The sequence below is a fragment of the Pseudomonas nabeulensis genome (genome assembly GCF_004682045.1).
Lineage (GTDB): Bacteria > Pseudomonadota > Gammaproteobacteria > Pseudomonadales > Pseudomonadaceae > Aquipseudomonas > Aquipseudomonas nabeulensis.
Map to the genome: position 1 here is coordinate 1 of NZ_QUZT01000106.1, position 14,812 is coordinate 14,812.

Below are 14,812 nucleotides of genomic sequence, written 5' to 3' on the forward strand. Positions count from 1 at the left end.
AGCCAGAGCCAGAGCCAGAGCCAGAGCCAGAGCCAGGGCCAGGGCTTCGGGTTTTGTCAGGTCCGGTAGTTGTGTAGATACCTATGCTCATCGGGGGCAAGCCCCCTCCCACATTTGCCCTGCACCGCCTGCAAAAACTCGCAGATTTCCCAGCACCAACTAAGCTCAGCCTCCAATAAAAAAACGCCGAGCACACTGCCATGCAGCACCCCACCAAGGCTTTCCGCGCCCGTTACCGCGCCAACGTGCACCCGCGCTACAACCCCTGGCTGCACGCCGGTTTCGTGCTTATCTACGGCATCACCTGCATCACATTGGCCTGGTCTTCCACCACGCAGATCACGGCGCTGCAATGGCTGACCGTGCCGCTGACCCTGGTGTTCTTCAACCTGTGCATCTACCTCGTGCACCGTCACCTCGGCCATCACAAACACGCGCTCGCCCGGTTGTTCTACGCCCGCCACACCGGCGACCACCACAGCTTTTTCACCCCCGGCCATATGACCTACGACAGCCCCCGGGATTGGCGCGTGATCCTGTTCCCGGCCTGGCTGATCGTGTTGCACAGCCTGGCGATCACCCTGCCCGCCTGGTGGCTGCTCCAACAGATAAGCCCCAACGTTGCCGGGCTGTTCGCCGGGTGCATGATCCTGGGTTACTTGCTGTACGAGGTGTTTCACGCCTGTGAACACCTGCCCGCCGAACATCCCGTCGCGCGCCTGCCGTGGCTGCGCCAGATGCACCGCTTGCACGCCCTGCATCATCGCCGTGAGCTGATGCAGGGGCGCAACTTCAATATCGTTCTTCCCCTGATGGATTACCTGTTCGGCACCCTGCACTGGGAGCCGGGCACCCACGACAACCAGGAATCGTCATGAGTACCCGTCCAAAAAAACTGCGTCATCTGCTGTTCGTGCTGTGTCTGGCAATCATCGTGTTTCTGCTGCTGATGCCAACCAAGGTGCAACCGGTCAATTGGGCACCGCCCAAGGCGCCCTCGATGAAGGACGGGCCCTTTGCGGAGAACCTGCGGCTCAAGGGCGTGGAGAAGATCGGCGCCCAGGGCATCGACGGTCCCGAAGCCCTGGTACTCGACGCCCAGGGCCACTTGATCAGCGGCCTGCATGATGGGCGCATCATCCGCACCGCGCCCGACAGCCACACCCTGGAAGTGCTGGCCAATACCGGCGGGCGCCCATTGGGCCTGGCACTGCACCCGGACGGGCGCCTGATCATTGCCGATGGCATCAAGGGCTTGCTGGCGCTGGATGCCAATCGCCAACTCAGCACCTTGAGCACCAGCGCCAACGGCGTGCCTTTTGGCTTTACCGATGACGTGACCGTGGATGCCAGCGGGCGTTTTGCGTATTTCAGCGATGCATCGAGCCGCTGGGGTTATGGCCAGGACGGTGAAGCGGTGATCGAACATGGCGGCGATGGCCGATTGCTGCGTTATGACTTCAACAACAGCACCACCGAAGTGTTGCTGGACCAGTTGCAATTCGCCAACGGCGTGGCCCTGGGCCCGGAGGAAAACTATGTGTTGGTGAATGAAACCGGCGCCTATCGCATCAGCCGCTACTGGCTCAAGGGCGAGCGCACCGGCAGCCACGACCTGTTTATCGACAACCTGCCCGGCCTGCCGGACAACCTCAGTTTCAACGGCCAGGACCGCTTCTGGGTGGCGCTGTATTCACCGCGCAATCCACTGTTGGATAGCTTTGCCGGCTACCCGCTGCTGCGCAAGGTGATGGTGCGGGCCTTGATGGTGGTGCCCAAGCCCATCGAGCGCAAAGCCTTTGTGCTGGGGCTGGATACCGAGGGCAACGTGATTGCCAATTTGCAGGATGGCAGCGCGGGGAATTACTCGCCGATCACCACGGCAAGGGAGTATGGCGACTGGTTGTACCTGGGCTCGTTGAAGAATACGAGCATGGCGCGGTTGCCGCTGAAGCTCGCGTTGGCGGAATAAAAAAGGGGCAGCCCTCCCAGGCTGCCCCTCTGCTTTTACAACGCGCTATCAGTGGATGATGTTCTGGGTGCAGATGTGCCCCAGGCTCACGTACTGCACGTTGTCACCGCCGACGCCCACACCGGGAAATTCGGCCAGCTCGATGCGCCAGCCGCCCTGGTTGTAGGTGGTGTCCCAGGTGTAGGGCACGCCAGTGCTGCTGTCGTTGATCACCGTGTGGTAATCACCGAAGCAGGTGCCGATATTGGCCGATGCGCTGGAAGCACCCGCACTGTTGGTGGTCGCCGTGTAGTCGACCCAACGGTAGTTGAGGTCGATAAAGTGGTTGTCCACGCGCAGCACCGGTGTGATCCCCAACAGCGGTGCTCCGGTGGAGTCCGACCATTGGGTGGTCCAGTTCAGCGTCCGCCCGGTCTGGGTGGCCAACGGCATTTCCGACACCGGAACCCGCACGATGTTGTCACCCTTGACGTCATGGGTGTTCAAGCGCGGTGTAGAACCCAGGCTCAACTGGTACTGCTTGGTCGGGTCCTGTGCCACCGCCGGGTTGGCCCGCACACGCACCTTCACGGTGGTGCCCGGAGTCACACTCGGGTAGGTCGAGGTGGAACCGGCCGGCACGGTGATCCAGTTGATGCCATCGAAGCGATCGAAGATCCACTGGTTGCGGCTGCCATTTTCGTCGCCGGCCAGGTACATGCTCACGCTCTGGCCACGCACGGCCTTGAAGTCGAAGTAATCGACATCGCCGGCGTTATCCAGGTTGCCGGTGACCTTGTTCATCGAGTCCGGCAGCACAAAGGCGGTTTGCGCGGTGTCGTTGGGCTCGTAGGCGTCGATATTGCTGTCCACCGCCACGCCAAAGCTGAACTGCGAGTTACTGGCGGTGTTGGCCACCATGTACCAGTAGTAGTCACCGGCCGGCAGCACGCCGTTCAGATACTCATCGGCAGTGCCGGCGGCGTCCGAGGAGCCCACCACGCTCAGGTTGCCTTGGCCGTCATCCTGGAACAGGGTCAGCGACATGTCGCTACCGGCGCTCTGGTTGACCAGTTGCACCTGGACCCGTGCGTTCTGCGGCAGGTTGAAGTGGTAGGCGAACTCTTCACCCTGGGTCACACCGCTGATGGTGTAGAGGGTGTTGATATCCAGGGTCGGGAACAGCGGTTCGAAGGCCGCGACGGCAGCGCTTTGCAACTGCGCCTGGCTAGGCTTTTTCAGCTCGCCGACCACGGTGTTGAACGGTGCCGACTTGGCCACCTGGGTCACCGCCTTGGATTGGCCAGTCTTGGCCGCGTGGAGTTTTTGCTTGAGGTTGGACGAGACGTTCTTGGCATCCAGTTTTCCGCCGGACTTGAGCGCCTTGTCCACAGCTTGCTTGATCGCTTCGCTGCTGAGTGTCTGAGGGGTTTGCTCGGCCAGGGCGAAGGCCGAAACGAAGCAGGTAGCCGCCATGGCCGCGCCCAGCATAAAGGCTTTTTTCGATTTCATTTTTTATCCATCCATAGTTAAAAAGTGAAGCTCAGGTGACATCCGGTCACCTGGGATGGAATCTAGCCAACAACTGTATGCATGTCCAGTATTATTTGTAGGAAATTTTCCCCGCCTAATACCCCGTCATTTCCAGGTACCCCACCCCACCGTCAAACCGCACGGGTCCTTCCCAGTACGGAATACCCAGGTTCATCCAGGCCTTTGGGTTGAGCGCTTCGGTGGTGATATCCAACTGTTTGCCGGGAATTTTCAGCGACCAGCGCGTCGGAATCTGGCGACCGTCAATGGTCGTGGTGTGCAGCGGTGCCAGCTGGATATCGGCGTTGTGCAGGGTGTGTGTCTGGCCTTGGGCGTCGATCCAGGTGCCGGTGAGGTAAGCGCTGCCGTCGGTTTGCCGGACGCGGAACAGCATCACTTGTTCACCGCGATCCAGGTGCAGGGAGAACCAATCCCACCCACGCTGGTTCGCACTCAGCGGCTGGCTGCTCCACTCGCGGTCGAGCCAGGCAGGTCCGCTGACCTGGTAGGTTTTACCGTCGATTTGCAGACGGCCTTGGGCGGTGAAAAAGGGTTGGCTGTAGTAATACGACGCCTGGCCCTGATCCGACTTGCGGCTGTAGCCGTTATCACCTTGCAGTACCAAGGGGCGGCTGGAGGTCAGTTGCAAGTCGTAGGCGAACTGCGCGCCGCTGGCCTTGAGTTGCATCATCGCCAGCGGGCTCGCGGCGCCGGGCTGGGTGGCGAAGTTCCAGTCGTCGATCCAGGCATTGAACGGCACGGCCTGGGCGCCAGCCTGGCCGACGCCACCACGGGCCAGGCGTTCGGCGGCGAAATGCTGGGTGGCGGACGTGACGGCCGCATGGCCGAGCCACACGGTGGAGTCGTGCCAGCCCGCCTGTGTCGGCCCGGCCTTGAGGGCGTTGCGAAACAGCGTCCATTGCACGCCGAAGACATTGCCCTGGGCATCCTTGAGATTGGCGGTGACGTACCACCATTCAATGCGAAAGCCGGGATGGGGGCCGTGGTCCTCGGGAAAGCTGAATACCTTGCCGGGGACCACCTGGGCAAAGTCCGCGGCATCACTGCCCAGGCCAGCGAAACTTTCTTGCGGTGCGGGGGCTTTGTCGCATGCGCCCAGCAACAACAGCAGCGCGAACCCCAACGATTTAATCTTCATGGGCAAATGTCCGGAGCAAATCGGCCGGACGACTGCGATACAACTGCCACAGCGGCCACGCCGAGGCCAACAACGTCGCCACCATCGCCAGCCCCAACAACTGCGCCAGCTGCCACGGGAACACCTGCAACGGCAGGCGCCAGCCAAACGCCTGTACGTTGATCACCGCATCCAGGCACCAGGCCAGCAGCAGGCCGAGGGGCACGGCGAGGATCAGCGTGAGCACCGCCAGCAACCAGGTTTGCCCGAGGTTGAGCAGCATCAATTGCCGCCGTGTAACCCCCAGCGCCCACAGCGGTGCGAGCTGGCCGAGGCGGCTCTGGCTTTGGGTCAGCAGGCTGATGAACAGCGCGACGCCCGCCACGCCCAGGGTCAGGCTATTCAAGGCGGCGGTGGCAGCAAAGGTGCGTTCGAAGACCTGGCTCGACCAGCCCTTGAGTTGCCGTTGATCGACGATGCGGCTGTCGTCCAGGGCAAACGCACGCTGTACTTCTTGCACCAGCGGCGCCACGTCCAAAGGCGCAACCCGCAGGTTGAAACGCGCCGGTGACAGCGTCGGCCAATGTGTCAGCAGGTGCTTGGCGTTGACTAGCAGATGGCCCTTGGGGTTACCGTAATCGGCGTAGATGCCCACCAGTTTGGGCGCCCACATACCTTGCGGCGTGGGGATGCTCACCGTGTCCCCCAGCTTGACGTGGAGCCTGCGTGCCAATTGTTCGCTGAGCATCAGGGTGTCACCTTGCTGCAGCTGGTCCCAGGGCTCGCTGACGGCCTCCAGCAACGGCCAGTGCTGGCGATAGGTCGGGTCGTCGACCACGCCAAACAGGTCCGCCGGCCAGCCTTGCAATTGCACGGCGACCTGCCAAGTGGGCAGCACGGTGTGCACCAATGGTTGCTGCGCCAGCCAAGTGCCCAGCTGCTCAGCCTGAGCCGGGGTTTGCGGGTTGAGGTACAGCTCGGCAGTGAGGCGTTGTTCGAGCCAGTTATTGAACGTGTGACGAAAACCGGAAGTCATCGAACCTGCGCCGATATTCGCCGCCAGGGCCAACAGCAGCGCCATCAACGCCAGGCTCAAGGCCGGCAGTTGTTGGCGGCAGTCGGCGAGGAACCACTGGCCGAGGACTGAACGGCTGCGGCCCATGAACCGATTGAGCAGGCCATTGAGCAACACCGGTAAACCGAGGGCGGCGCCCAGCAACAAAGCCGCCATCAGCACAAATCCAGCAGCCAGGCTGTCGCCCTGCCACAGCGCCAATGCGGCGATCAACAGCGCCGCCGCAGCCACCCACCCCTGGCGTCGCAACCAACGCCCATGGGCTTCATGCCACGCCTGGGCATTGGCCAGTGCCAGCAACGGCAAACGCGCTGCACGCCACACGCTGCTGGCACCGGCCAGCAAGGCGCCCAGCAAGCTCAGGCCCAGCCCCGCGCCCCACCACCATGGGCTCAGGCTCAACTGCCCGGCCACCTCGGCGCCATACAGGCCACGCAGGCTGGCGGCCACATCCGGCAGCAACAGGCTGGCCAGCAGATACCCGCTGGCCACGCCCAGTACGCCACCGAGCAACGACAACACGCCCAGCTCCACGCCCAGGCTGAGGATCAACACACGTACGCTCACCCCACACGCACGCAGGGTGCGCAGCAATCCACGGCGCTGCTCCAGCGCCAGGCCGATGGCCGCGTGCACGATAAACAGTCCCACCACAAAGGACAGGAACCCCAACGCATCGAGGTTCAGGTGAAAGCTTTCGGTGAGACGCGAGAGGTTGTTGTCTTCGCCCTGCTTGAGTTGCAGGCCAGCGGGTGGTGCGGGATGACGGGCAGCAAAGGCTTTGTCCACCAGCAGCCGTGACAGGCGTTCGGGCATATCCAGCAATGGTTGGGCAAAACCTATATCCGTCAATAACAGGCCCGGCGCCATGTCCGGCTGGGCTTGCAGCGGTGGCAGCGTGTGACCATTCACCAGGATCGGCTGTTGGCCTTCACGCAGTCCTAGCGCCTGCAACGTCTGCGGCGCGATCCAGGTTCGCCCCGGCGGGTCAAAGAATGCGAGCATCTGCGCCGGGCTCAACCGCTGCCCGGCCACCGCCCCGCCACCGGGCAGCGACACTGGGTCGATGCCCATCAATTGCAGGCGCACGTCCTCATGATCCTTGAGCTGCACCCGCCCTTGCACCACCGGCGACACCGGCCATCCGGCGCGGCGCAATTGGGCGAACAGCGCTTGGGGGAAACTGGCGCCGTCCGGCGCACTGAGACTGGCCTGGGGTTCGCCGCCGATCAGCTGGCTGGCACGGGCGTAGCTGTCACGCGCCTGGCTATTCAGGGCTTGCACGCCGGTCAGCAACGCGGTGGCCAGCCACAAGCCGGTCAGCACACTGAAAAACTGCACGGGATGCCGTCGCCAATGGCTCAACAGCGCGCGCAAAGCCCAATAAAACACCGCCATCTCAAACCGCGTCCGCAGGCACGACACGCCCGCGATGCAACACCACCTGCCGGTCCAGGCGTGCGGCGATGCGTGGGCTATGGGTGACCATCAACAGGCTGGTGGGGCTGTCGCGCAGCAGGTCCAACAGCAGTTGCAGCACCTCGTCGCTGGTGGCCTCGTCGAGGTTGCCTGTGGGTTCATCCGCCAACAGCAAACCCGGTCGTGAAGCCAGGGCGCGCCCCACGGCGACGCGCTGTTGCTGGCCTCCGGAAAGTTGCTCGGGGTAACGCTTGAGCAAGTCCCCCAACCCAAGCCGCTCAATCAATTGGGCCTGCCACTGCGGATCGAAGCGACCCGCCAACCGCGCCTGAAATGCCAGGTTGTCGTCGACACGCAAACTGCCGATCAGGTTGAACTGCTGGAACACCAGGCCGATATCGGTGCGGCGCCAATGGGCCAATTGGGACTCGCTGAGTTGGTCCAGACGCTGTTCGCCGACCTGGATGCTGCCGCCGTCCACCCGGTCGAGCCCGGCCACCAAATGCAACAGGGTGCTCTTGCCGCTGCCCGACTCGCCCATCAACGCCAGGCTGCTGCGCGCGGCCAGGTGTAAGTCGACACCGGCCAGCACCGGCAACGGGCCTTGCGGTGTGGAGTAGCGCTTGAAAACGCCGTGTACCTGCAACATGTCAGCACTCGCCTGATGACCGATTATCGAGAATAACGGCTGCGGATCGCGGCCACGCAAATTTTTCACATGGATTTCACTGCTTGCCCACCCAGCGCTCTTTAAATTGCCGGTCATGGGTCACTCGTCGGCAACTTGTTAGTTGCCACGCCTGACAACTTTTAACGCCACTGTGTTCAGCGAAAAGACAGCCCGCCTGTGACAGCCTCGTATGACGCTAAGGGCCTTCGCAAACACAGTGCGCCTAACTAAAACAACAGTGCCGTGGTGACCAACGTGGTGGACCTTACCCTGACCAAAGCGCGCTCGCCGCGTGCCTCTTTCAAGCGCCTGACCCGGCTCTGGTTGGGAATTGCCGTGATCGCGCTGTTGCTGGCGGGCAGCATGCTATGGCCGCTGTCACCACGGGATCTGGGTGTCGGCAATCGCCTGTTGAATTCGCAGGTTCTACCGCTCTGGCGCGATGGCGAGGTGATCGTGCTGGTGCGTCATGAAGAGCGCTGCGACCGTTCCGCCAACCCCTGCCTGGGCCCCATCGAAGGCTTGACCATCAATGGCAGCCAACACGCGGAAAGACTCGGCAAGTCCTTTAAATTACTGGGCATGGAGGGCAGTGACGTCCTTGCCAGCCCGGCCATCCGTACCGCACAGACCCTGCGTTTCATGTTCGGTAAAAACGAACTGACCGCCAGCCCGGATGCAGTCTGCGGTGCAGCGATGGGTGAAGAATTGCTCAGCCAAAAGCACCCTGGCCGCAACCTGGTTTTCGTCACCCACAGCGGCTGCATCGCCGACCTGGAAAAGTCCCTTGGCTTCCCCCATGCGGCGTTCCCTGACTACGGCAGCGCGCTGTTCCTGCAAGTGTTGCCCAACGGCAAACTCAAGACCCTTGGCATCCTCAAGAACCCGGATTGGCCGGTGTCGCTAAAACAACTTTAGAACTTACCCTACGGCCACTTCGGCCCATGTTCAGCCAAACGACAGCCATCTTCTGGCATGTTTAGTTGTGCCTGTTAGTTAAGGACGTCATGAATATTTTCAGTCACTTGATGGAAGTTTGGTTGTTCTGCGCTATGACTTCACTACACCAATACCGTACCGCTGAACGTCAAGGAGTGACGTTTTAATGACCCGCTTACAGCCCCTGCCTTTATTGCTATTGGCCTTCGCTGCGTTTTACCTGCTCCCCCTCGGCCTGCATGGCTTATGGATACCCGACGAAACCCGCTACGGCCAAATCAGCCAGGAAATGCTGCTGACCGGCAACTGGGTGGCGCCCCACTTCATGGGCATCCGCTATTTCGAAAAACCCGCCGCCGGCTATTGGCTGATCGCCCTGGGTCAAGCGGTGTTTGGCCAGAACCTGTTCGGCGTGCGCATCGCCTCGGCCCTCACCACTGGCCTGAGTGTGTTGCTGGCCTACCTGATCGCCCGACGACTGTGGAATGACCCGCGCAAAAGCTTCGCCTGCGCCCTGCTCTACCTGAGCTTTGGCCTGGTGGCCGGCCAAGCGGGGTATTCCAACCTCGATCCGCAATTCACTTTTTGGGTCAACCTGAGCCTGGTCGCCCTGTGGTTTGCCCTGGACAGCCGCACCCCGCGTGGCCGTCTTGGCGCCTGGGCACTGTTGGGCGTGGCCTGCGCGATGGGCTTCATGACCAAGGGCTTCCTGGCCTGGGCGTTGCCGGTGTTGATCGCCATGCCCTACATGCTCTGGCAACGCCGCGCGGGCGAACTGCTGCGCTATGGCCCGCTGGCAATCGGCGTGGCGGTGCTGGTGTGTCTGCCGTGGGTGCTGGCGATCCATAAGCAGGAACCGGATTTCTGGCGCTTCTTTTTCTGGAACGAACATATCCGCCGCTTCAGCGCCGACAACGCGCAACATGTGCGGCCATGGTGGTTCTTCCTGCCGATCATCGCCGTGTCCAGCCTGCCCTGGATGGGGTTGCTGCCAAAAACCCTGCACAAGACCTGGCAGGAAAAACGCCAGCCGGCGATCACGTTCCTGGCCTTGTGGCTGCTGCTGCCCCTGGGTTTCTTCAGCTTGAGCAACGGCAAGCTGCCGACCTACATCATGCCGTGCCTGCTGCCGCTGGCCTTGCTGATGGGGCATACGCTGATCGATCTGGTCAGTGCCGGCCGCACCCGCGCCATCAGCCTCAATGGCCTGTTCAACTTCGTGATCGGCCTGGCCGCGATGATCGGGCTGATCTACCTGCAAATCGCCAAGCCGGTGTATGGCAACAGCCATGCCGAGATGTTCAGCCTGTCCCTGACCTTTATCGTGTTGCTGGTGTGGATCCTCGCCAACCTGCTGCAAGTGATGCGCCCGCTCACACTTTGGGCAATGCCGGCGCTGGGTATCGGCATGCTGGTGATGCTGCTGCCGGCCGGCATGCCGGCCCAGATCGCCGACAACGAAATGCCCGACCAATTCGTGCTGGAACACCTGGACCAGTTGCAACACACCCACGCCCTGCTGAGCAACGAGTTGGGCAGCGCCAGCGCGCTGTCCTGGCGCCTGCAACGTCCAGAAGTGACGCTGTACGACACCGAAGGCGAGCTGCGCTATGGCTTGCAATACGCCGGTGCCATGCATCGCAAGGTCGAAGTCGACCAGGTGCAAGACTGGCTCAATGAAGCGCGCCAGCACGGCTCCGTCGGCGTGCTGATGCGGGTCAACAGCACCAGTGAGATGCGCGAGGCCGAGCAATTGCCGCTGGGGGGCACGCGCTATTCCAAAGGCTACCTGCAACTTATCCTCTACCCGCAGTTGCCATGATGCCGTCCTTCTTCAAGACCGAACGCGGCGCCCTGCTGCTGTTGCTGGGCGTCACGGCGCTGCTCCTGCTGACCGGCCTGGGCGCACGCGACCTGTGGGGCCCGGAGACCCGTTGGGCCAACATCGCCTTGCAGATGCTGCAAAGCGGCGATTACTTCGACCCGTATCTCAAGGGCGCGCCGTACTACGACAAGCCCTTGCCCTCCTACTGGCTGATCACCGGCGCAGCCCACGTGATGGGCGGGCTCGGCCCGTGGTCACTGCGCCTGCCCTCGGTGATCGCGGCGTGGTTCAGCGTGTGGCTCATCTACCTGATCGGCGAACAGCTGTTTCGCAAAGGCACCGGGTTGATTGCCGGCTGGATGCTCGCCACTACCTTCTACTTTCTGTTCTGGGCCCGGGTCGCCACGGCGGATGTGCTGACCGTGTGCGGGGTGCTGGCGGCGGTCTGGTGGTATTGGCGCGGGCCGGACGACACCCGGCTCGGACGCTACAGCGTATTCTTCCTGATCCTGTCCTTGACCTCATTGCTCAAAGGCCTGATCGGCTTCGTGCTGCCGGCCTTGGTGCTGCTGCCGCACCTGCTCGGCGAACAGCGCTTCAAGCGCCACCTCAACCTGCGTCTGCTGCTGGCGCTGCTGCTCGCCGGAGCGGTCTACGCCGTGCCATTCGTGTTGTCCCAACGCTACGGCGCCCCCACCTACGGCGAAAGCGGGCTGGCGTTGGTGTTCCGCGAAAACGTGGTGCGCTTCTTCGACCCCTTCGACCATATGGGCCCGATCTACACCTACCTGATCTACCTGCCCGCCTACACCCTGCCGTGGGTGCCGTGCTGGCTGCTGGGCCTGTGGCTGGCGCTGCGCCACTGGCGCCAGACCCCACCCAACGTGCGCTGGCTGGTGTGGGGACTGGGCCTGCTATTCCTCTTCTTCACCGCCAGCGGCAGCCGCCGCAGCTACTATGTGCTGCCGCTGGTGCCCTTCGCCCAACTGCTGGGCGCCTGGTGGCTCAGCGAACGCCTGCACACCCAACCCGCCAGCCGACCGCGTTGGAATAAAGGCTTCGCCATCGCAGCGGCATTGATGCTGATGGTCCTGGGCGTGGCCTATCCATGGAGCAACGGCAACGGCGGCGTTACCCGGCTGGTCGAGGACGTACGCGCCGAAGCGCTGAAAAGCGCGCCATGGGAGCAATGGCAATTGGTGCTGGTGGAAGCCGACAACAAGGTGCCGATGTACCTGCAAAACGGCGGTAAACCGTTCTACTACGTGGCCGAAACGCAAGACTTCCCGCGTGAAGGTGACAGTGCGGCGTTCATGGCCTGGCTGGAAAAAACCAGCGGCAAGACGTTCGACCCGCAACGCACGATTATCGTCGCGCAGTTTTCCAAGGAAGATCCGACGCCGTTGGCGTACCTGGGTAAAGATCATCGGGTGATCACCACTCAACCGGATAATGGCGAGCGGTTGTTTCAGAAGCGGGAGGATGGGAGTGTGGTGTTTGTGCCAATGCAGCGTTAATAGATGAGCACGTTGGCGAACCTCTTGGATCGCTGTTGGTTGATCAACTAGAAGTCGTCGTAACGCTTGCACTCGGAACGATTCCAAAAAGAGCCTCGTCCAGCTCCGCTTTTGTCATGACATCCGCCAATTGAAGTTGACGAAGCAGTTCTATCAATGGTCGTGGATAAATTCTTGCGTTGTGAACTTCGGGCACAACCAAACTTCCACTGTCGAAATTTAGAATTTCATAATTAGGCAGGGTCATATTCATAACGCTAGCCCTCCAGAGAATGCCGAATGCATCGTAAGCCTCGTTGAATGGCACCAGACAGGTTGGCGTGCCATTGCGGCGTTACCACGGCCGTTGCGTGCCGATCGAAGCCATCTGAAACTTAACGTCACACCAAACAACTTGCAATCGACCCAACCACAACGCGTAGGAAGTTAACTACTTCAACTTGGGATATTTCTTTCACCTCGCTCAGACCATAGGGGCTTGCGTGCAATACGAGTCTGCGACCCGCTCTCAAGAGTTCTGCACCACACCTATAAAAATGATCAACTTAGTGCGTAATACGTCACACAGACAAAACTCTTGCAATCCAACTAAAAGTTGTAGGACCAGAGCAACCAAGGTAAAAAAACTGACAAACGGTATGCAACTCAACATTCCGAAAGAACGAAGCTAACGATCAGAATGGGTTCCACCTTTCTCCTGTACACCCAAACCACCCGCCTCAACCTGCAATCCCACCACCTGCTCCTGCACCGCCTTCCCCTCCGCCCGATTCCGGATAAACCCTGCGCGGGTAAATCGTTCCAAAAATGGCACCGGCAACGCTCTATCCGGCGTCACCGCCAGGTGTTCAGCCACGTCGCCGAACAGCGTATACGCCGCCGTCGGCAAATGCCGGGTACTGAGATCACTGGTCAAGCGCCCTTCCTGCAACACGATGGCGCGGTTGGTCACCCGTTGCAGGTCGGACAGGCGCTGGGAGATGTACAGGATCGCCACGCCGCGCGCGCGTTGGCTGTCGATCAGGCCCAGCAGGCGTTCGGCGTCGGTTTCCGACAGGGCGGCGGTGGGTTCGTCGAGGATCAGCAGTTTGGGGTGCAGGGCAAAGGCGCGGGCCAGTACCAGCAGTTGACGTTCTGCCAGGCCGAGGCGCTCCACGGGGTGTTGCAGCGGCAGGTCCAGGCCGAGCCCGGCGGCGATGGCTTCGGCGCGTTGCAGCAGGCTTTTGCGGTTGAGGAGAAAGTCGGCGTCGGGCTGGCCGAGTTCGTCGAGCAGCAGGTTTTCGGCGACGCTGAGGCCGGGGGCGATGGCGTCATCGGGGTTTTGATGGACGGCCACGATGCCGACGCGTCGCGCCGACAAGGGCGAAATGAAGCGTTGCCGTTGCCCCTCCACCCACAACTCACCGGTGTCCGGAGCCAGGGTGCCGCTGAGGATTTTCACCAAGGTCGATTTGCCCGCCCCCTTGGCGCCGAGCAATGCCACGCCTTCGCCGGGGTAAATATCCAGGCTGACCTGATCCAGTGCGCGCTGGGCACCAAAGGTCTTGCACAGATCACGCAGGCGGATCAACGGCTCGGGGGCAACGGGGTTGCTCATGGCTAATCTCTAAGGCGCAACGGTGGCTCATTACAGCACGCTCACGCGCTGATTTATACCGAACAACAATGAGTTAGGCCCCGAATTAAATGCATTACCTCATGAACAATCCAATAGCTGAATCGTATAGCCACCATCCTTACAGTTATAAGACTCTTCCCAACAGTTTGTTGAATGCTTTCAGCACCGCGTCAGGTTTTTCCAACATCAGCTGATGCCCGCAGGCTTCCAGCACCTGGAAGTCGGCATTCGGTAGCTGCCCGGCCAGGGCCTGGCCGCCGCTGGCCGGGGTAAGGCCATCGCTGTCGCCGGCCAACACGCTGACGGGCAATACCAGGCTGGGGATGAGCTCGGCGTCTGGCCACTCGGCGTTTTTGGTCAGTGCCTTGAACATGTGCAGGCGGTTGCGCTCGGTGAGTTTTTCTTCGTAGGCCACCAGTGCCGGGTCGGCCGACGCATGCCAGGCACGTTCGCGAAAGCCTTTGGCCAAGCGCGGGCGCAGCCATTCGAGGACCCACGCCGGCAGCGACATCAACCCACCGCTGACCTGCGGGCGGTAGAGCTGGGTGCCCAGCAGCAATGCCGCATCGATCGTGACCGTCGGCCGCGCCAGCAAAGCACTGAGGCTCAGGCCGGTGCCGAAGGAGTGGGCGACGATCAGGTTGCGCTGGCCGGCATAGCGTTGCAGGATCGCCAGGTAGTCCACCACCAGTTCGGGCCAGGCGTAGGCCTGGTCGTCACGCGGGCGGGCACTGTCACCATGGCCCATCAGGTCCCAGGCCACCAGGCTGTAGCCTTCGGCCTTGAGGGCTTGCCATTGCGGACGCCATTGGTCCTTGTTGCCACCGGCGCCATGGCAGAAGAACACCACCGTGTCGGGGTGGGTGGTGCCCTGGTGGTGGGCGATACTCAGGGGGCGGTTGGGGCGGATGTCCAGGGGGGTGCCGCGCACCAGCGGCAGTTCTGTGAAAGGGTCACTCATGAGTGTCGTATTCCTCGATTAATAACTCGGTTAGAAATGTGGGAGTGTCAGGTAACCAATGTGCAGCTGATACACCGCTATCGGGGGCAAGCCCCCTCCCACATTTGGATCGCTGTGAATCAGATGAATATCACACGGCTTTTGATCTGGCTTTTGATCTCAGTCG

At 61.6% G+C, this 14,812-nt stretch carries 12 protein-coding genes; 5 read left to right on the top strand and 7 right to left on the bottom strand.

Translation table 11 applies throughout. From position 1 onward, the window contains the following. Positions 1-200: 200 nt before the first annotated feature. Positions 201-878 carry a sterol desaturase family protein gene (locus DYL61_RS29990; RefSeq protein WP_135311382.1) on the top strand — a complete coding sequence of 226 codons (678 nt, stop codon included), beginning with the start codon at positions 201-203 and terminating at the stop codon, positions 876-878. Beyond that, positions 875-1,972, top strand: coding sequence for an SMP-30/gluconolactonase/LRE family protein (locus DYL61_RS29995; RefSeq protein WP_135311383.1), 1,098 nt, complete (start codon positions 875-877; stop codon positions 1,970-1,972). Before DYL61_RS29990 ends, DYL61_RS29995 begins: the two co-directional genes overlap by 4 nt. Before the next feature lie 48 nt (positions 1,973-2,020). Here DYL61_RS29995 and DYL61_RS30000 read toward each other — a convergent pair whose 3' ends face one another. From DYL61_RS30000 to DYL61_RS30015, 4 genes are all read right to left on the bottom strand, one after another. Next, on the bottom strand, positions 2,021-3,463 hold the full coding sequence (locus DYL61_RS30000; protein ID WP_135311384.1) for a hypothetical protein: 1,443 nt from the start codon (positions 3,461-3,463) through the stop codon (positions 2,021-2,023). Between the two features lie 115 nt (positions 3,464-3,578). Then, a complete protein-coding gene (locus tag DYL61_RS30005; protein ID WP_135311385.1) occupies positions 3,579-4,643 on the bottom strand; it encodes a lipocalin-like domain-containing protein in 1,065 nt (354 codons plus the stop codon). Then, a complete protein-coding gene (locus DYL61_RS30010) occupies positions 4,633-7,095 on the bottom strand; it encodes an ABC transporter permease (RefSeq protein ID WP_135311386.1) in 2,463 nt (820 codons plus the stop codon). The genes DYL61_RS30005 and DYL61_RS30010 overlap by 11 nt, the downstream gene beginning before the upstream one ends. A gap of 1 nt (position 7,096) precedes the next feature. Next, positions 7,097-7,765 carry an ABC transporter ATP-binding protein gene (locus DYL61_RS30015; RefSeq protein WP_135311387.1) on the bottom strand — a complete coding sequence of 223 codons (669 nt, stop codon included), beginning with the start codon at positions 7,763-7,765 and terminating at the stop codon, positions 7,097-7,099. A gap of 264 nt (positions 7,766-8,029) precedes the next feature. On the opposite strand from DYL61_RS30015, the gene pmrG reads away from it, so the two are divergent. The 3 genes from pmrG to DYL61_RS30030 all read left to right on the top strand — a co-directional run bounded on the left by pmrG (position 8,030) and on the right by DYL61_RS30030 (position 12,067). Further along, on the top strand, positions 8,030-8,704 hold the full coding sequence (gene pmrG, locus DYL61_RS30020; RefSeq protein ID WP_135311388.1) for a lipopolysaccharide core heptose(II)-phosphate phosphatase PmrG: 675 nt from the start codon (positions 8,030-8,032) through the stop codon (positions 8,702-8,704). Positions 8,705-8,891: 187 nt separating this feature from the next. Next, positions 8,892-10,547 carry a lipid IV(A) 4-amino-4-deoxy-L-arabinosyltransferase gene (arnT, locus tag DYL61_RS30025; protein ID WP_135311389.1) on the top strand — a complete coding sequence of 552 codons (1,656 nt, stop codon included), beginning with the start codon at positions 8,892-8,894 and terminating at the stop codon, positions 10,545-10,547. After that, the gene (locus DYL61_RS30030) at positions 10,547-12,067 is read left to right on the top strand and encodes an ArnT family glycosyltransferase (RefSeq protein ID WP_135311393.1); all 1,521 of its coding nucleotides are present in this window, start codon (positions 10,547-10,549) and stop codon (positions 12,065-12,067) included. Before arnT ends, DYL61_RS30030 begins: the two co-directional genes overlap by 1 nt. Before the next feature lie 43 nt (positions 12,068-12,110). Here the strand turns inward: DYL61_RS30030 and DYL61_RS30035 are convergent, their stop codons facing one another. The 3 genes from DYL61_RS30035 to DYL61_RS30045 form a co-directional block, all read right to left on the bottom strand. Further along, the gene (locus DYL61_RS30035; protein WP_135311390.1) at positions 12,111-12,320 is read right to left on the bottom strand and encodes a hypothetical protein; all 210 of its coding nucleotides are present in this window, start codon (positions 12,318-12,320) and stop codon (positions 12,111-12,113) included. 414 nt (positions 12,321-12,734) lie between these two features. Further along, positions 12,735-13,664, bottom strand: coding sequence for an ATP-binding cassette domain-containing protein (locus DYL61_RS30040; RefSeq protein ID WP_135311391.1), 930 nt, complete (start codon positions 13,662-13,664; stop codon positions 12,735-12,737). A 145-nt stretch (positions 13,665-13,809) separates the two neighbouring features. Next, positions 13,810-14,646 carry an alpha/beta fold hydrolase gene (locus DYL61_RS30045; RefSeq protein ID WP_135311392.1) on the bottom strand — a complete coding sequence of 279 codons (837 nt, stop codon included), beginning with the start codon at positions 14,644-14,646 and terminating at the stop codon, positions 13,810-13,812. Between the last annotated feature and the right edge of the window lie 166 nt (positions 14,647-14,812).

Coding starts and splice junctions, on each gene's coding strand:
- DYL61_RS29990 (WP_135311382.1), top strand. CDS start 201: ATGCAGCACCCCACCAAGGCTTTCCGCGCCCGTTACCGCGCCAACGTG.
- DYL61_RS29995 (WP_135311383.1), top strand. CDS start 875: ATGAGTACCCGTCCAAAAAAACTGCGTCATCTGCTGTTCGTGCTGTGT.
- DYL61_RS30000 (WP_135311384.1), bottom strand. CDS start 3,463: ATGAAATCGAAAAAAGCCTTTATGCTGGGCGCGGCCATGGCGGCTACC.
- DYL61_RS30005 (WP_135311385.1), bottom strand. CDS start 4,643: ATGAAGATTAAATCGTTGGGGTTCGCGCTGCTGTTGTTGCTGGGCGCA.
- DYL61_RS30010 (WP_135311386.1), bottom strand. CDS start 7,095: ATGGCGGTGTTTTATTGGGCTTTGCGCGCGCTGTTGAGCCATTGGCGA.
- DYL61_RS30015 (WP_135311387.1), bottom strand. CDS start 7,765: ATGTTGCAGGTACACGGCGTTTTCAAGCGCTACTCCACACCGCAAGGC.
- arnT (WP_135311389.1), top strand. CDS start 8,892: ATGACCCGCTTACAGCCCCTGCCTTTATTGCTATTGGCCTTCGCTGCG.
- DYL61_RS30030 (WP_135311393.1), top strand. CDS start 10,547: ATGCCGTCCTTCTTCAAGACCGAACGCGGCGCCCTGCTGCTGTTGCTG.
- DYL61_RS30035 (WP_135311390.1), bottom strand. CDS start 12,320: ATGAATATGACCCTGCCTAATTATGAAATTCTAAATTTCGACAGTGGA.
- DYL61_RS30040 (WP_135311391.1), bottom strand. CDS start 13,664: ATGAGCAACCCCGTTGCCCCCGAGCCGTTGATCCGCCTGCGTGATCTG.
- DYL61_RS30045 (WP_135311392.1), bottom strand. CDS start 14,646: ATGAGTGACCCTTTCACAGAACTGCCGCTGGTGCGCGGCACCCCCCTG.